The organism is Lachnospiraceae bacterium (assembly GCA_025758065.1).
Lineage (GTDB): Bacteria > Bacillota > Clostridia > Lachnospirales > Lachnospiraceae > Enterocloster.
Window position 1 is genome coordinate 1,256,052 of the sequence record CP107199.1, and the last position, 16,671, is coordinate 1,272,722.

The following is a 16,671-nucleotide window of genomic DNA, read 5'->3' on the forward strand; positions in this document are numbered from 1 at the left end:
ACGTGAAACATTCGGGATTTATTCTGGTCCCAAAAATGTTTCACATATCTCATAAAATGCAACAGGTGATTCCAGTTGTGGAAGATGCTTGGTATTCGGGATAAGTACAGATTCAATGGCTGGATTGTAGGTTTTATATTCTTCCAGTGTGCTTTCCATATCATCCAGGTCAGTACCGCCTAAAAGATAGATACTGTTGTCAATCTTCTTTAATGAGTTAATGATATTACATTTGGTATAGTTACACTTTACACTGGCATAAACAGACTTAGGTGATTCGCCTAAGTGAGCAGCTTCGTAATATGCATCTACTTGTCTGGCTGTTACAGAGTATGGATTGGAGTAGTAAATATTTTTGAAAGTATCTGCAATGTTCTGGCGGCTGCTGGCAATGTGGTAGATCAAAGTGCCTGCAATAGGCAGATCCAGAATAAATTTATAAAGTTTTGCATTTTTGCCAGGTACCATACTGCAGGAAAGCATGGACTCTGGATTCACAAGAATCAGACGGTCAAATAACTCCGGAGAATTTCCACAGGCCATAACTGCCAGGGACGCTGCATCCCCGGTGGCTAAAATGTCAGTGCGATGACCAATTTCTGATTTGATGAAATCAGAAAGCAGCTGCACATATAAATAATTGGTGTAAGTAAGGTTAGGCTTTTCAGAACGGCCAAAGCCTAGCAGGTCAATGGTGTATACAGTATGATTTTTTGCCAGTCTTTTGCGCACTTCATGCCATTCATAGCTGCTTGAAGCTGGTTCCAGATCATGGACAAGCAATAATGGCTTTCCTTCACCAATCTTTGTATAATGGATATTTCCCAGACGCCAGCGATAGCAGAGGGAAACACGGCTTTCTAAAATATGCTTTGATACAGCGGAAAGTTTCACCGCTTTATTGATCAGGGCAGTAGCAGCAGCAGCACCTGATGAAAGGATCAATAAGGTAAGTAATTTATTTTTTGTTTTCATTCAGATATCTCTTTCTTCCTATTAAAATGGGTTAATAAAGGGGATATGTCACCTTGCGGCGGCAGTTCTTGCTAGTACATTGTTTCCGAAATAACTACACAACTCACTTGTCTGCTAATTTGATCACAGAGCTCTAAAAGCCTCAGCGCAGCCCGCTATACCTGTGTTTTTAGAACTGCATACTCAAATTTGCATCCTATGTGATCAGTACAGCTATTTACGAAAGGATGTACTAAAATTATTATAATACATGGAGTACGCTATGACAACGGACAAAAGATTTGTTACTGTACATGATAGGCACTTTTGGAACCGAAAGTGCCGTACGATAACGTAGTGGTAGCGGGAATTTGCCGTATTTAAATGCGAAGCCACGGCAAATTCCGTTGCTGGTCATGCAATGCATGAACAGCAACAAAAGATTTAAGATATACCAGGATGTTTCACGTGAAACATTTTGCCAACAGTATAAAGTTGTGCTATAATCGTTTTTGATGGTCAGAGAGGCAATGTGAATGTTTTTCTGAGAAAGGATGTAAAAAAGAAATATGGGACGAATTATTACAATTGCCAACCAGAAGGGCGGGGTGGGAAAGACTACAACAGCAATCAATTTATCAGCCTGTCTGGCAGAGGCAGGACAGCATGTAATGCTGGTAGACTTTGATCCTCAGGGAAACGCAAGCAGCGGACTGGGAGTGGAAAAAGAAGATTATGAACATACGGTTTATGATATGATGGCAGAAGAAGCAGATCTGGATGAATGCCTAGTAAAAAACATCCAGGACAATCTGGACGTGCTTCCTTCCGATATGAATCTTGCAGGTGCGGAAATTGAATTTCAGGAAGTAGAAGATAAAGAAACGCTTTTAAAACGTTATCTGGATAAAGTGCGGGACAATTATGATTTTATCCTGATTGACTGCCCACCTTCTTTAAATATACTGACCATTAATGCACTGACAGCAGCGGATACTGTACTGGTGCCGATCCAGTGCGAGTATTATGCCCTGGAAGGGTTGAACCAGGTGTTAAAGACAGTAGAACTGGTAAAAAGAAAATTGAACCCACAGTTGGAGCTGGAAGGTGTTGTGTTTACCATGTATGATGCACGTACCAACCTGTCACTTCAGGTAGTGGAAAGTGTAAAGAACAATCTGAATCAGACTATTTATAAGACCATTATTCCAAGAAATGTAAGATTGGCAGAAGCACCAAGCCATGGTATGCCCATTAACCTCTATGATACAAGGTCAACAGGTGCAGAAAGTTATCGTATGCTGGCAGCGGAAGTGATGAGCAGAGGAGAAGAGTTATAATGGCAAAGAAGGGATTAGGAAAAGGCCTGGGGGCAATTTTTGGGGAAGATGTTGTAAAAGAAAACAAAGAAGAGACAGAGAAAAAGGCTAAAGCTAAAGCAGAAGCAAAGGCAGCAGAGGAGATGGATGAAAAAGGTCGTATTCTGATGCTAAAACTGGATCTGGTACAGCCAAATAAAGAACAGCCAAGAAAGACCTTTGATGAAGAGAAGATTAATGAGCTGGCGGAATCCATTAAAAATTATGGAGTGCTGCAGCCATTACTGGTGCAGAAAAACGATAGCTTTTATGAGATCATTGCAGGAGAGAGAAGATGGCGTGCTGCAAAGGCAGCTGGGTTAAAAGAAGTTCCGGCTGTTTTGAAGGAATACAGCAAGCAGGAAGCAATGGAAATCTCTCTTATTGAAAATGTACAGAGAGCGGATCTGAATCCCATTGAAGAGGCATTAGGCTACAGACAGCTGATCGATGAATTTGGATTGACCCAGGAAGAGATTGCAGTGAGAGTGGCAAAGAGCAGGACTGCGATCACCAATACTATGCGTTTATTGAAATTAGATGAACAGATCCAGAATATGCTTGTTCAGGGTGTTATCACCAGTGGACATGCAAGGGCTCTTCTTTCTTTAGAGGATACACAGATGCAGTTAAAGGCTGCAAAAGAAATATTGGACAAGAAATTAAGCGTCCGTGAAACAGAGCGTCTGGTAAAGCGGCTGCAGAAGGAAGCTTCCGGTGAAAAGAAGGAAGAGAAGAAAAAGGATGAAACATTGGCTCTCATTTATCAGGATCTGGAAGATAGAATGAAATCTGTTATGGGAACTAAAGTAAGCATACACAATAAAGACAAAAATAAAGGCCGAATTGAAATAGAATATTATTCAGAAGCGGAACTGGAAAGAATCGTGGAAATGATAGAATCCATCGGCTGATCGACAGAAGGAGAATGATACATTCATGATGGAAACCAGTATTTTAAATCAGCTCCCATTTGATCCGGGATTTCTTATTTTGGGACTGATTGGCTTAGTGCTTATACTGCTGATCTTGTTAATATCAACAATGATGCAGCTAAAAAGCCTGAGCCGTAAATATGACTATTTTATGCGGGGAAAAGATGCAGAGACACTGGAAGATGTGATCATGGATCAGATTGAAGAGATCCGTAACCTGAAAGCAGAAGACAGAGCTGCAAAAGATTCTATCCGCACCTTAAACCGGAATTTTCGTGCATCCTTCCAGAAATTTGGAATGGTAAAATATAATGCTTTTCAGGGAATGGGGGGCAATTTAAGCTTTGTATTTGCACTGTTAGACTACACTAATACAGGATTTGTATTAAACTGCATCCATAGCAGAGAAGGCTGCTATATATATATGAAGGAAGTGGACCGGGGGCAGACAGAGGTGGTACTTGGAAATGAAGAACAGGAAGCACTGGAACAGGCTCTGGGCTATATAGATAAGCAGCAGTAAAATATAAGTGTTATAAAAGAAAACTAAGATATCCTGGCATGATGTTTCACGTGAAACATTGTATCAGGGTATTTTTTTGTTATTGTACATAGGCAGGCACTTTTGGAAATGAAAATGACCTGCGATAAGGATATCTCTTAAAAAAAGATTAAGTTGTAGTTTTATAGGGTATCATATACAATGATGTTGGGGTTAAAAGGTATTTTGTAGTTTACTATGAAAGTCCCGGACGGCAGCCGCGAATGAGTCATGCTTGCATGAGCGAATTCACGGGTATCGGACGGGCAAGCCGGTATGAGCAAGGAGCGCGATAGCGCGGATTGCGAATGCTGGCGACGATTGCGGGAGCACCAAAGGTGCGGAGCAATCGGCTTTCATGAATGGTGATGCCTGCGTCAGCAGGCATGTCAGTTTAGTAATAAAAAGGAATGACTTATATATATGAAAAAAATAATACGAACAGCTGGTATACTGACACTGGTTTTTGCTGCATCAGTGGCAGTGTATTTCTTTGCTGCGAGAAAAAACATGCAAAAGGAAGAGGCAGTGTATTCTTCCATGAATGCACCGGAGTTTCCAGTGGTGTATACAGAATTTGATGGAAAAGATATAAATGCACTCCACGGATATATACAGAATATGGGTAATCAGGCAGTGGGAGATACTATTTCTGTATTGCCTGAAGATAGAAAGCTGGCAATCCGTGTAAAGGAATATGGAAATGGGATTGCAGGACTTAGTTATGAAGTCCGCAATCTTAGCATGGATCGTCTGATCGAGAAAACTGAGGTAGAGGATTGGCAGGCAGAGGGGGAAGATATCCGGGCGGTGCTTCCTATTCAGAATCTGCTGACCCAGAATGAGACCTATTTGCTGGATATTAAAATAAGCACTGGGGAAAAGGATATTCATTATTATACCCGAATTATGTGGGCAGACAGCGATCATGCAGGAGACATGCTGCGGCTGGCAGAAGATTTTACAAGAAAGAGTCTGGATTATGATCAGGCAAGAGATCTGGTATCTTATCTGGAAACAAATTCCACAGAGGACAACAGTTCCCTTGGAAATGTAAGCATTAAGGCCAGCTTTGACCACCTTACCTGGGATGGACTGACTACGGAAATGGAAGGCGAACCACAGATAACGCTTCAGGTGTATGACGGTATTATGGGACAGATCCAGGTAGAGTATAAGGTACGGATCACAGATAGTACCGGTGTTCAGTCACTGGTAAATGCAGAAGATAACTTTACCATGAAGTGGAATGATAAACGCATCTATCTGATGAATTACAACCGGTATGCAAATGAAGTATTTCAGGGAGAACAGAAAAATTTTGCCGGAAAGCGGATTTTACTTGGAATTTCAGACGCAAAACAGATAAAAGCGTTAAAGAGTGAAAATTCCCGCTATATTCTCTTTAAAGTAAACGGTAATCTGTGGCGTTATGACCAGCATGATAAAAAGGCCACATGTCTGTTTACCTTTTCAGACGGTTCCAATGAAGATGTGAGAGCAGACTATAAAAAGCATGATGTGAAGGTACTTTCAGTAACAGATGAAGGAAATGTGGATTTTCTGGTATATGGTTATATGAACCGGGGAAGCTATGAAGGACAGATGGGGGTGGTTTTCTATCACTATGATGAAGAAAAACGTATGGTGCAGGAAAAGTTTTTTGTACCTGCTTCAACTGGATTTGACCAGCTGGGATCCGATATCAGCACACTGGCATATTTGGGGGACAATGGAATGACCTATCTGCTATTAAATGGAAAAGTTACAGGTATCGATCTGAACAGTAACGAATCTGTTACTGTGGCCTATGGTTTAAGCCAGGACAATTTTGCAGTAAGTGCAGACGGAAGCAAAATGGCATGGCTGGAAGGAGGGGATGCTTACCATTCCCAGACCCTTCATGTAATGGATTTTGATACTGCCCAGAAACAGGATGTTGCAGCACCAGAAGGAGATTATGTACGGGCTCTTGGTTTTGTTGGAAGTGACCTGATCTATGGATTTGGACATGAAAGTGATCTGTGGATGGTAAATGGAAACGTAAAGGAGTTTCCTATGTATGCCATGTATATTGCTGATAATGAGATGAACATCCAGAGTGAGTATAAGAAGCCGGGGATTTATATTTCGGATGTAACAGCAGAAGAGGGCCGTATCCATTTAAAGCGCATGGTAAAGCTGGGAGATAACCAGTATTCCTATCAGGATGAGGATACCATTGTGTGCAACCAGAAAGTGGATGCAGATCCTTTTGAAGGAATTGGATGGTATGCTTCTCAGGAAAAAGGCCGGGTTTATTTTGTGCAGATAGATAATGAAATCAAGTCATCTTCTGTGAAAACAGAAACGCCAAAGGCATTTTCTTATGAAAATACAAGCACGCTGGAGCTTGCTGGCAGACAAAATGTAGCAGAAGATGGTACTCTTATTTTCTATGCTTATGGCAGTGGCAGCTATTTGGGAAGCTTTACGGATTTTGGGAAAGCTGTGAATGCTGCTTACGATAAAATGGGTTATGTAACAGATCAGAACCAGTATCTTGTGTGGGACCGCATCAACAGAAAGCCCATCCGAAGCCTGAAGGATCCGGCAGGACAGGCAAGAGAGCTGCTTTCTTATATGGACAGCTTTGGTAAGAATAAACGGCAGGAAAGCGGGCTGATGACCTTTGATGCTTCCGGCTGCAGTGTAAACCAGGTGCTTTATTTCATTGATAAAGGTATTCCGGCAGCTGCTATTATGCCGGACGGCTCCTGCCTGCTTTTATATGGTTATGATCAGTATAATGTAAGTATTTATGATCCGGTTACACAGGAGACCTATAAAATGGGATTAGGGGATGCAAATGCATATTTTTCCGGTGCTTATAATGGATTTTTATGCGGTCTGAAGGTTGAATAAAATATCATAGATGGCAGATCTATTTGAAACCGCAGGTGTTACTTTTCACGGGTAGGAATTTTCTGAACTGAAAATTCCGTGTACTGTAACCCGCAGATGCCGTATGATAACAATAAAAAAGCAACACACTTTACAAATTCCGTTCTTATGGTATAATTTAATGGATGTAAATAAAATGTGAACGAATTTTTAGGGAATTCTTAAGACCTATTAAAAGGATTGCAAGCAACAGAGGTGTGTAATGGAACAATATATTATAAAAGGCGGTAATCCGTTAGTGGGTGATGTGACCATCGGCGGTGCCAAGAATGCAGCGTTAGGTATTCTGGCTGCCTCGATCATGACGGATGAGGATGTACTGATCGATAACCTTCCGGATGTAAGGGACATTAATGTAATGCTGGAAGCTATCCAGGAGATCGGTGCAAGAGTAGAGCGCATAGACCGTCATACAGTAAAAATCAACGGCAGCGGTATTAAAGAGGTGTCAGTTGATGATGAATATATCCGCCGTATCCGTGCATCTTATTATTTTATCGGCGCCCTGCTGGGAAAATATAAGAGTGCCCAGGTACCACTTCCAGGTGGATGCAACATTGGAAGCCGGCCGATCGACCAGCATATCAAAGGTTTCCGTGCGCTGGGAGCAGATGTACAGATAGAATGCGGTGCAGTGATCGCCCATGCCATTGATCTGGTAGCAAGCCATATTTATCTGGATGTGGTTTCTGTAGGTGCAACCATTAATATTATGATGGCAGCGGCTATGGCAGAAGGCCAGACGATTCTGGAAAATGCGGCAAAAGAGCCTCATATCGTAGATGTGGCCAACTTTTTAAACAGTATGGGAGCTAATATCAAGGGCGCAGGTACAGATACCATCCGTATCCGCGGCGTAGGTAAGCTGCATGGAACTGAGTATTCCATTATCCCGGACCAGATCGAAGCAGGTACCTTTATGTGTGCAGCAGCTGCTACCAGAGGAGATATCATGGTGAAAAATGTGATCCCGAAGCATCTGGAAGCTATTTCTGCTAAGCTGATCGAGATCGGTTGTGAGGTCATTGAATTTGATGATGCAGTCCGTGTAGTTGGAAAACCATCCCAGAGACATACAGATATCAAGACTTTGCCATATCCTGGATTTCCTACAGATATGCAGCCTCAGATGGCAGTTACACTGGCATTGGCAAGTGGTACCAGTATGGTAACAGAGAGTATTTTTGAGAACCGTTTTAAATATGTAGACGAATTAGCCCGGATGGGAAGCCACATCAAGGTAGAAGGCAATGTAGCTGTCATTGATGGCGTTGCAGGCCTTACAGGGGCTCAGGTAAATGCCCCGGATCTTCGTGCAGGCGCAGCACTGGTGATCGCAGGACTGGCTGCAGAAGGTTATACTGTGGTAGATGAGATCGGTTATATACAAAGAGGCTATGAATGCTTTGAAGAGAAGCTCCAGGCTCTTGGTGCAGTGATCGAAAAGGTGGATTCTGAGCGTGCAGTGCAGAAGTTTAAGCTGCGTGTAGGCTGATAAAAAATTTATTACAGTCCAGCCATGACAGCTTCTTGTTTCCATATTCATGAAAACAAGAAGCTTGGTGGTTCCACCATATGCTGATTTGGATGAGAAAGCGCTTATGCAAGCAAGCTTGCAACACACTATCTCATTCAAATTCAGTGCATGGCTGAACTGAATTTTTACATTGAGAAAAATAGATATTGACATACCTGCACAAATCCATTAAGATATGTGAGGTAATCCGTTAAGATTTACAATTAAAAAGTTCGTAATATCCCTTATTCAGAGTGATGGAGGTACAAAGGACCTGCGAAGTCACGGCAACCCCAGTTGAGTATGTAAAAGCAAGATGTACATGCAAAAGGGCCGGAAGGTGCCAGCCTGAGCGAGGAGCAGAAAAGTACGGAGATTCCGGAAAACTGCTTGATCGAGCAATAAGAGGATTTGAAGATCTGCTATTTTCAAGTCCGCAATTGCTGCGGACTTTTTTATTGCCATGTATATGGAGAACAGCCGGTGACGTGTTCGCTGATCACAAAATACAGTGCCCGCTTTGGCGGGTAACGGGTCACAATGAGGAAAAACAAGTCAACAATACAACAGAACAAAAAACAAAAGGAGAACAAATGGAGAAAAGATTATTTACTTCCGAATCTGTAACTGAAGGCCATCCGGACAAAATGTGCGATGCCATTTCTGATGCTATTCTTGATGCTTTAATGGAACAGGATCCAATGAGCCGTGTTGCGTGTGAGACTGCTACCACTACAGGAATTGTAATGGTAATGGGTGAGATCACTACCAAGGCTTATGTAGATATCCAGAAGATTGTACGTGAGACAGTACGCGAGATTGGATATGACCGTGCAAAATATGGTTTTGACTGTGATACCTGCGGTGTTTTAACTGCAATTGATGAGCAGTCTGCTGATATTGCTCTTGGCGTTGACAAGGCATTAGAGGCAAAGCAGGCTGGTGAAAAGCATATGACAGAGGAAGAGTTAGATGCTATCGGTGCTGGCGATCAGGGTATGATGTTTGGCTTTGCAAGCAATGAGACAGAAGAATATATGCCTTATCCTATTTCTATGGCCCACAAGCTGGCAAGACGCCTTACAGAGGTAAGAAAGAACGGTACATTAAAGTACCTTCGTCCAGATGGCAAGACACAGGTTACTGTAGAGTATGATGAAAATGACAAGCCAGTACGTCTGGATGCAGTTGTCCTTTCTACCCAGCATGATGAAAATGTAACTCAGGAGCAGATCCATGAGGATATTAAAAAGTATGTATTTGATGAGATCATCCCGGCTGATATGGTAGATGAGAATACCAAGTTCTTTATCAATCCAACTGGCCGTTTCGTTATCGGCGGACCTCACGGAGACAGTGGTCTTACCGGACGTAAGATCATCGTAGACACCTACGGTGGCTACGCACGTCACGGCGGCGGCGCATTCTCAGGAAAGGACTGCACCAAGGTAGACCGTTCCGCAGCATATGCAGCACGTTACGTTGCAAAGAATATCGTAGCAGCAGGACTGGCTGACAAGTGCGAGATCCAGCTGTCTTATGCGATCGGTGTTGCGCATCCGACTTCTATTATGGCAGATACCTTTGGAACAGGAAAGGTAAGCAATGAAAAGTTAGTTGAGATCATCCGTGAAAACTTCGATCTGCGTCCAGCCGGCATCATTAAGATGCTTGACCTGCGTCGCCCGATCTACAAGCAGACGGCTGCTTATGGTCACTTTGGCCGTCAGGATGTAGATCTTCCGTGGGAGAAGTTAGACAGAGTAGAAGATTTGAAGAAATATCTGTAGGACTCTGTAGAAATCTGCAGAAAAACATTCTGTTGTCTGTAGCAGCATAGGATAAAAAACAGATTGTGTTAAAATAAAAACAATAAACGACCGTATAAAAGAAGGTTAAAATAGAGAATTAAAGGTTAAAACAGAAAATTAAAACAGAAAACCGTCTGGACAAAAACAGGAAATGCGTCATGCAATCTGTTGTTCCAGGCGGTTTTTGTATTGTTTTTGTATTCGGAGCATAGGATGTTTGCAATCTTGATGATTTCGTAAAATGTTTTTTTGGATGTAATTTGTTTTTGTTTAAAAATATTGTTGACATTTTTTTAACAATGAGATATAATGCCTAATGTAAGATTGATAATTAATTAACGAAAAAAACACATTAAATGAAACAAACACAAAGTATCACAAAGAAACATAAACACAAGGGAATCATGGAGGAAATGGAAATGGCAAAGAAAACAGTACAGGTCGTTCCGGAGATCATTGACAGCGTAGAAGGCTTAAATGCAAAGATGGCAGCAATGCGTGAAGCTCAGAAAGTATTTGCAACTTACACACAGGAGCAGGTTGATAAGATCTTCTTCGCAGCAGCAAGCGCAGCAAATAAAATGCGTATCCCGCTGGCAAAGATGGCAGTAGAAGAGACTGGAATGGGAATCGTAGAAGATAAGGTCATCAAAAACAACTACGCTTCTGAATACATTTACAATGCATATAAGAACACACAGACGGTTGGTGTAGTCGAGGAAGATAAGGAATACGGAATTAAGAAGATCGCAGAGCCAATTGGTCTGGTTGCAGCAGTTATCCCAACTACCAATCCAACATCAACTGCGATTTTTAAGACATTGATCTCTTTAAAGACCAGAAATGCGATCATCATTTCCCCACATCCAAGAGCTAAAAAGAGTACCATCGCAGCAGCAAAGGTAGTTCTGGATGCAGCAGTTGCAGCCGGAGCACCAGAAGGGATCATTGGCTGGATCGATGTTCCATCTCTGGATCTGACAAATGAAGTTATGAGAGATGCAGACATTATCCTGGCAACCGGTGGTCCTGGAATGGTTAAAGCCGCTTATTCTTCCGGAAAGCCTGCACTTGGCGTAGGTGCCGGAAATACACCGGTTATCATTGATGATACTGCAGATGTACGTATGGCAGTTAACTCCATTATTCATTCTAAGACCTTTGATAATGGTATGATCTGTGCTTCTGAACAGTCTGTAACCATTCTGGAGCCAGTATATGAAGCTGCTAAGAAGGAATTTGAATACAGAGGCTGCTATTTCTTAAAACCAGGTGAGATCGAGAAGGTAAGAAAGACTATCCTGATCAATGGCGCATTAAATGCAAAGATCGTTGGACAGTCTGCATATACCATTGCAAAGCTGGCTGGCGTAGAGGTTCCTGTAGATACCAAGATCCTGATCGGTGAAGTTGAATCTGTAGATATCAGTGAAGAGTTTGCACATGAGAAGCTGTCTCCGGTACTGGCTATGTACAAGGCAAAGACTTTTGATGAGGCACTGGATAAGGCAGAGCGTCTGGTAGCTGATGGCGGTTACGGTCATACATCTTCTCTGTACATTAATGTAAATGAGACAGAAAAGATCATGAAGCATGCAGAGCGCATGAAGACCTGCCGTATCCTTATTAATACACCTTCTTCCCACGGCGGTATTGGTGACTTATACAACTTCAAGCTGACACCATCTCTTACATTAGGCTGCGGTTCCTGGGGCGGAAACTCCGTATCTGAGAACGTTGGTGTAAAGCATCTGTTAAATATTAAGACTGTTGCTGAGAGGAGAGAGAACATGCTGTGGTTCAGAGCACCTGAGAAGGTTTACTTTAAGAAGGGCTGTCTGCCTGTAGCACTGAAGGAATTAAAGGACGTTATGGGCAAGAAGAGAGCCTTCATCGTAACAGACTCTTTCCTGTACAAAAATGGATATACACATGTTATCACTGACCGTTTAAATGAAATGGGAATTACCTATACTGTATTCTCTGATGTACAGCCAGATCCGACCTTGGCAAATGCACAGGCTGGTGCAAAGCTGATGAGAGAATTTGAACCGGATGTGATCATCGCAATGGGCGGCGGTTCTGCAATGGATGCCGGCAAGATCATGTGGGTACTGTATGAGCATCCGGAAGCAGACTTTATGGATATGGCAATGCGTTTCATCGATATCCGTAAGCGTGTATACACCTTCCCAACTATGGGCGAGAAGGCATACTTTGTAGCAGTTCCTACCTCTTCCGGTACAGGTTCTGAGGTAACACCATTTGCTGTTATCACCGATCAGAATACCGGTGTTAAGTATCCGTTAGCTGATTATCAGCTGCTGCCTAAGATGGCTATCGTTGATACTGACAATATGATGAGCCAGCCTAAGGGACTGACCAGCGCATCTGGTCTGGACGTTCTGGTACATGCTCTGGAAGCATATGCTTCTGTTATGGCTACTGACTATACAGATGGTCTTGCATTAAAGGCTATGAAGAATGTATTTGAATATCTTCCAACTGCTTACCATGAGCCAGGAAATGTAGAAGCACGTCAGAAGATGGCAGACGCTTCCTGTATGGCTGGTATGGCATTTGCAAATGCATTCTTAGGTGTCTGCCACTCTATGGCACATAAATTAGGTGCTTTCCATCACCTGCCACATGGACTTGCAAATGCACTGTTATTAAATCTGGTGATCGAATTCAATGCTGCTGAGAATCCACGTAAGATGGGAACCTTCTCACAGTACCAGTATCCACATACCCAGGCAAGATACGCAGAGTGTGCACGTTTTGTAGGTATCCAGGCTAAGGATGATGCGGAAGCTGTTAAGAAGCTGATGGAGAAGATCGAGGATCTGAAGAAACAGGTTGGTGTTAAGTCTTCTATTCAGGCATATGGTATTGATGAAAAAGACTTCTTAGACAGACTGGATGACATGGTTGAGCAGGCATTTGATGACCAGTGTACAGGCGCTAACCCAAGATATCCTCTGATGAGTGAGATCAAGGAAATGTATTTAAGAGCTTACTACGGAAAATAATCATTTATATAAATCGAACCCATTGTGGGTAAAAACCTTTATCCTTTGTGTTTGGAGCAGACCGTCGGCCTTTCGGGGCAGGCGGTCTGTTCGTATGTATGAGGATCAGGTACGGGTTATTGTACATGGTAGGCACTTTTGGAACCGAAAGTGCCGTACGATAACGTAGTGGTAGCGGGAATTTGCCGTATTTAAATGCGAAGCCACGGCAAATTCCGTTGCTGGTCATGCAACGCATGAACAGTAACGGGTACGGAAAGATCTCAGGAAAATATTATGGTGTTTTTTAGAAAAATTCGTTATACTATTGGTAAAATCAGGTAAACGTAACAGACAGTAGATGACCAGAATATTAAAAAATGTTTCACGTGAAACAATAAAATGATGTAAGTGTCAAAAGTATAAATTGCGTTTGTGCTCGCACAAATAAGCAATTTATACTTATTGACACGCCGAACACCGAAAACGAAATAAAATGGTGTGAACATGCCATTTTATGGGAGTTTGAGGTGTTCGAGGATTGCGGGAATTGCATAGCAATGGAGCAATCCGGTTACATCATAAAATTAAATACAAAAAGATTCCGGGAGTGTATAACAGGAGAAAGGGGATTACAGATGGGAACTGATTTAAAGGAAGCAACAGAACAGAAATTAGGATATGGGGAGTTGCACCTTCATTTAGACGGTGCCATTACACCTGATATCGCAAAGAAGCTGGCAGTGCTTCAGGGAATCAGACTGCCATATGAAGGGGAACAGTTAAGTCAGGTGCTGTCTGTGGGAGAAGACTGCCAGAGTTTAAATGAGTTTTTGCAGTGCTTTGCTCTGCCCTTAAAGTTACTGCAGACAAAGGAAGGAATCAGTGAGGCAGTATATCTGGTGCAGGAAGAATTAAAGGCAGAAGGACTTTCTTATGCTGAGCTGCGTTTTGCGCCTCAGTTACACTGTCAGGACGGATTATCCCAGGCACAGGTAATAGAAGCGGCTTTAGAGGGGCTTAAACGCTCCACACTGCCATGTAATCTGATCCTCTGCTGTATGCGCGGCACTGGAAATGAAAAGGAAAATGAAGAGACCATGGAGTTGACCGGGGAATATATAAAGAAGCGTATTCTGCCAGAGGGAAAGAAAGGCTATGGCGTAGTGGCTATGGATCTGGCGGGGGCAGAGGCACTTTATCCTACCTATAAATATAAAGAACTGTTTAAGAAAGCGGCGGATAAGGAGATCCCGTTTACTATTCATGCGGGAGAGGCCGGTGGCGCGGCAGAGGTGGCCTGTGCCATTGAAATGGGAGCAGCAAGGATCGGACATGGGGTAAGAAGCTATGAGGATCCGGCGGTGGTGCGCATGATCTGCGAGAAGGGCATTTTCCTTGAAATGTGTCCGACCAGCAATCGTATCACCAAAGCGGTACAGGATATGAAAGCATATCCGTTGAGAGAATATTTAAGCCAGGGGATCAGGGTAGCCGTATGTACGGATGATATGGCGATCTGCCGTACAGAGCTTAAGAAGGAATTTGATTATCTGAAAAAGCTGATGGGGCTGACAGAAGAAGAAAAAGTGCAGATCCTTAAAAATACAAGTGATGGTGCTTTTTCATAACCCAGAGTTATGTTTTTTATTAGGATTTTCATATATGCCCTATATATAATTGTTTCTTGACTTTAACAAATTAACTTGCTATACTTTTTCTAAAGTGCCTGCTTAATAAAGCAAGTATCCCCTGGGAAAGCCGGACCCCCATAGAGCCGGTATTCCAAAAAATTAATAAAAACCAAGGAGGGTATTCAAATGTCTTATGTTGATGAAATTTACGAGAGAGTAGTTGCACAGAATCCAGGTGAGCCTGAATTCCACCAGGCCGTAAAAGAGGTTCTGGATTCTTTAAGATTGGTTATTGATGCAAACGAGGATAAGTACCGCAAGGCTGGTATCCTGGAGCGTTTCACTGAGCCAGAGCGTATTGTTTCTTTCCGTGTACCGTGGGTAGATGACAATGGAAAGGTTCAGGTAAATAAGGGTTACAGAGTACAGTTCAACAGTGCTATCGGACCGTACAAGGGCGGACTTCGTTTCCATCCATCTGTAAACCAGGGTATCTTAAAATTCTTAGGTTTCGAGCAGACTTTGAAGAACTCTCTTACCGGACTTCCTATGGGCGGCGGTAAAGGTGGTTCTAACTTTGATCCTAAGGGCAAATCTGACCGTGAAGTTATGGCATTCTGCCAGAGCTTTATGACAGAGCTGTACCGTCACATTGGAAAGGATACAGACGTTCCTGCAGGTGATATTGGTGTAGGTGGCAGAGAAGTAGGTTATCTGTTTGGACAGTACAAGAGACTGACTGGTTTATATGAAGGCGTTTTAACCGGTAAGGGCTTAACCTTTGGTGGTTCTTTAGCAAGAACCCAGGCAACAGGATATGGCCTTGTATACATGTTAGACGAGATGTTAAAGCACAACGGCAAGGAGATCGCAGGAAAGACTGTTCTGGTTTCCGGTTCCGGTAATGTTGCTATTTACGCAGTTGAGAAGGCTCAGCAGTACGGCGCTAAGGTTGTAGCAATGAGCGATTCCAACGGCTATATCTACGATGCAGACGGCATTAAGTTAGATGTTGTTAAGGAGATCAAGGAAGTACGCAGAGGACGTATCAAAGAGTACGCAGAGGCTGTTCCTACCGCTGTTTATACAGAAGGTAAGGGAATCTGGACCATTCCTTGCGATATCGCACTTCCATGTGCAACCCAGAACGAACTGAGCTTAGATGATGCTAAGACTCTTTTAGCAAATGGCTGCTTCGCAGTTGCTGAAGGTGCTAACATGCCTTCTACAAGAGAAGCTACAGACCTGTTTGTTGAGAAGAAGATCCTGTTCATGCCTGGTAAGGCAGCTAACGCAGGCGGCGTTGCTACTTCCGGTCTGGAGCAGAGCCAGAACTCCTTAAGACTGTCCTGGACCTTTGAAGAAGTTGATGAGAGACTGCACAAGATCATGATCGACATCTTCGCAAAGGCAGCAGATGCAGCTGAAAGATACGGAGTACCTGGAAACTATGTAGCAGGTGCAAATATTGCCGGATTTGAGAAGGTAGTAGAGGCTATGATCGCTCAGGGTATTGTATAATAAATAATTATTCAAAATAAGAAACTCCCACATGTTGCAGAAGACCGCAAAATATGTGGGAGTTTTATGTTTTGCCACTTGCATAAAAATGAAGTAACCGGGGATTTGACAAAAAGTGTTATAAGTTAAGTTGGGATTTAGTTCAATAGGGTTCGAAAGGGCTCCTCCATGTATAAACGCATTCACGGTAATTTAGGACCTTTTGTTCCGCCGCCAGTTAGACAGGGCTCCGGCAAACTCACACGCTTCGCGTGTTCAAACAATGCCTCCACCCTGTCCGCTATGCTCACAAAAGGTCCAAAATTGCCTAACGAATGCTTATTATACATGGAGGAGCCCTTTCTACTGTATTGGATATGTCACATAAAAATGCCGTACTTAAGTATAATCTCCCTCCTGCATGAAAACTGTTTATTGGTTTGCTCCTACATTTTTTATTGCCAATAG

General features: G+C 42.8%; 10 protein-coding genes and 1 riboswitch. Of the genes, 9 read left to right on the forward strand and 1 reads right to left on the reverse strand.

Annotated features, from left to right (window positions below; translation table 11 throughout):
• Positions 1-18: 18 nt before the first annotated feature.
• Positions 19-975, reverse strand: coding sequence for an alpha/beta hydrolase (locus tag OGM16_05900; GenBank protein ID UYJ47777.1), 957 nt, complete (start codon positions 973-975; stop codon positions 19-21).
• 548 nt (positions 976-1,523) lie between these two features.
• On the opposite strand from OGM16_05900, the gene OGM16_05905 reads away from it, so the two are divergent.
• The 9 genes from OGM16_05905 (at position 1,524) to gdhA (ending at position 16,224) form a co-directional block, all read left to right on the forward strand.
• Entirely contained in the window at positions 1,524-2,294 is a 771-nt protein-coding gene (locus OGM16_05905) for an AAA family ATPase (protein UYJ47778.1), read from the forward strand.
• Entirely contained in the window at positions 2,294-3,226 is a 933-nt protein-coding gene (locus OGM16_05910; GenBank protein ID UYJ47779.1) for a ParB/RepB/Spo0J family partition protein, read from the forward strand. The genes OGM16_05905 and OGM16_05910 overlap by 1 nt, the downstream gene beginning before the upstream one ends.
• 28 nt (positions 3,227-3,254) lie before the next feature.
• A complete protein-coding gene (locus OGM16_05915) occupies positions 3,255-3,770 on the forward strand; it encodes a DUF4446 family protein (GenBank protein ID UYJ48402.1) in 516 nt (171 codons plus the stop codon).
• A 441-nt stretch (positions 3,771-4,211) separates the two neighbouring features.
• Positions 4,212-6,692, forward strand: coding sequence for a hypothetical protein (locus tag OGM16_05920; GenBank protein UYJ47780.1), 2,481 nt, complete (start codon positions 4,212-4,214; stop codon positions 6,690-6,692).
• 241 nt (positions 6,693-6,933) lie between these two features.
• Positions 6,934-8,226, forward strand: coding sequence for a UDP-N-acetylglucosamine 1-carboxyvinyltransferase (locus tag OGM16_05925; GenBank protein ID UYJ47781.1), 1,293 nt, complete (start codon positions 6,934-6,936; stop codon positions 8,224-8,226).
• A gap of 263 nt (positions 8,227-8,489) precedes the next feature.
• A riboswitch (SAM riboswitch) is annotated at positions 8,490-8,655 on the forward strand.
• 185 nt (positions 8,656-8,840) lie between these two features.
• Complete coding sequence (metK, locus tag OGM16_05930) at positions 8,841-10,037, forward strand: methionine adenosyltransferase (GenBank protein ID UYJ47782.1); 1,197 nt, start codon at positions 8,841-8,843, stop codon at positions 10,035-10,037.
• Positions 10,038-10,477: 440 nt separating this feature from the next.
• Complete coding sequence (gene adhE / locus OGM16_05935) at positions 10,478-13,090, forward strand: bifunctional acetaldehyde-CoA/alcohol dehydrogenase (protein UYJ47783.1); 2,613 nt, start codon at positions 10,478-10,480, stop codon at positions 13,088-13,090.
• A gap of 617 nt (positions 13,091-13,707) precedes the next feature.
• A complete protein-coding gene (add, locus tag OGM16_05940) occupies positions 13,708-14,700 on the forward strand; it encodes an adenosine deaminase (GenBank protein ID UYJ47784.1) in 993 nt (330 codons plus the stop codon).
• Positions 14,701-14,889: 189 nt separating this feature from the next.
• Positions 14,890-16,224: an NADP-specific glutamate dehydrogenase gene (gene gdhA / locus OGM16_05945; GenBank protein UYJ47785.1), complete on the forward strand. Its 1,335-nt coding sequence runs from the start codon at positions 14,890-14,892 to the stop codon at positions 16,222-16,224.
• Positions 16,225-16,671: the final 447 nt, after the last annotated feature.

What these genes read in the sequence shown, in the direction of transcription:
- OGM16_05900 (UYJ47777.1), bottom strand. Translation starts at nt 975, where the DNA reads ATGAAAACAAAAAATAAATTACTTACCTTATTGATCCTTTCATCAGGT.
- OGM16_05905 (UYJ47778.1), top strand. Translation starts at nt 1,524, where the DNA reads ATGGGACGAATTATTACAATTGCCAACCAGAAGGGCGGGGTGGGAAAG.
- OGM16_05910 (UYJ47779.1), top strand. Translation starts at nt 2,294, where the DNA reads ATGGCAAAGAAGGGATTAGGAAAAGGCCTGGGGGCAATTTTTGGGGAA.
- OGM16_05915 (UYJ48402.1), top strand. Translation starts at nt 3,255, where the DNA reads ATGGAAACCAGTATTTTAAATCAGCTCCCATTTGATCCGGGATTTCTT.
- OGM16_05920 (UYJ47780.1), top strand. Translation starts at nt 4,212, where the DNA reads ATGAAAAAAATAATACGAACAGCTGGTATACTGACACTGGTTTTTGCT.
- OGM16_05925 (UYJ47781.1), top strand. Translation starts at nt 6,934, where the DNA reads ATGGAACAATATATTATAAAAGGCGGTAATCCGTTAGTGGGTGATGTG.
- metK (UYJ47782.1), top strand. Translation starts at nt 8,841, where the DNA reads ATGGAGAAAAGATTATTTACTTCCGAATCTGTAACTGAAGGCCATCCG.
- adhE (UYJ47783.1), top strand. Translation starts at nt 10,478, where the DNA reads ATGGCAAAGAAAACAGTACAGGTCGTTCCGGAGATCATTGACAGCGTA.
- add (UYJ47784.1), top strand. Translation starts at nt 13,708, where the DNA reads ATGGGAACTGATTTAAAGGAAGCAACAGAACAGAAATTAGGATATGGG.
- gdhA (UYJ47785.1), top strand. Translation starts at nt 14,890, where the DNA reads ATGTCTTATGTTGATGAAATTTACGAGAGAGTAGTTGCACAGAATCCA.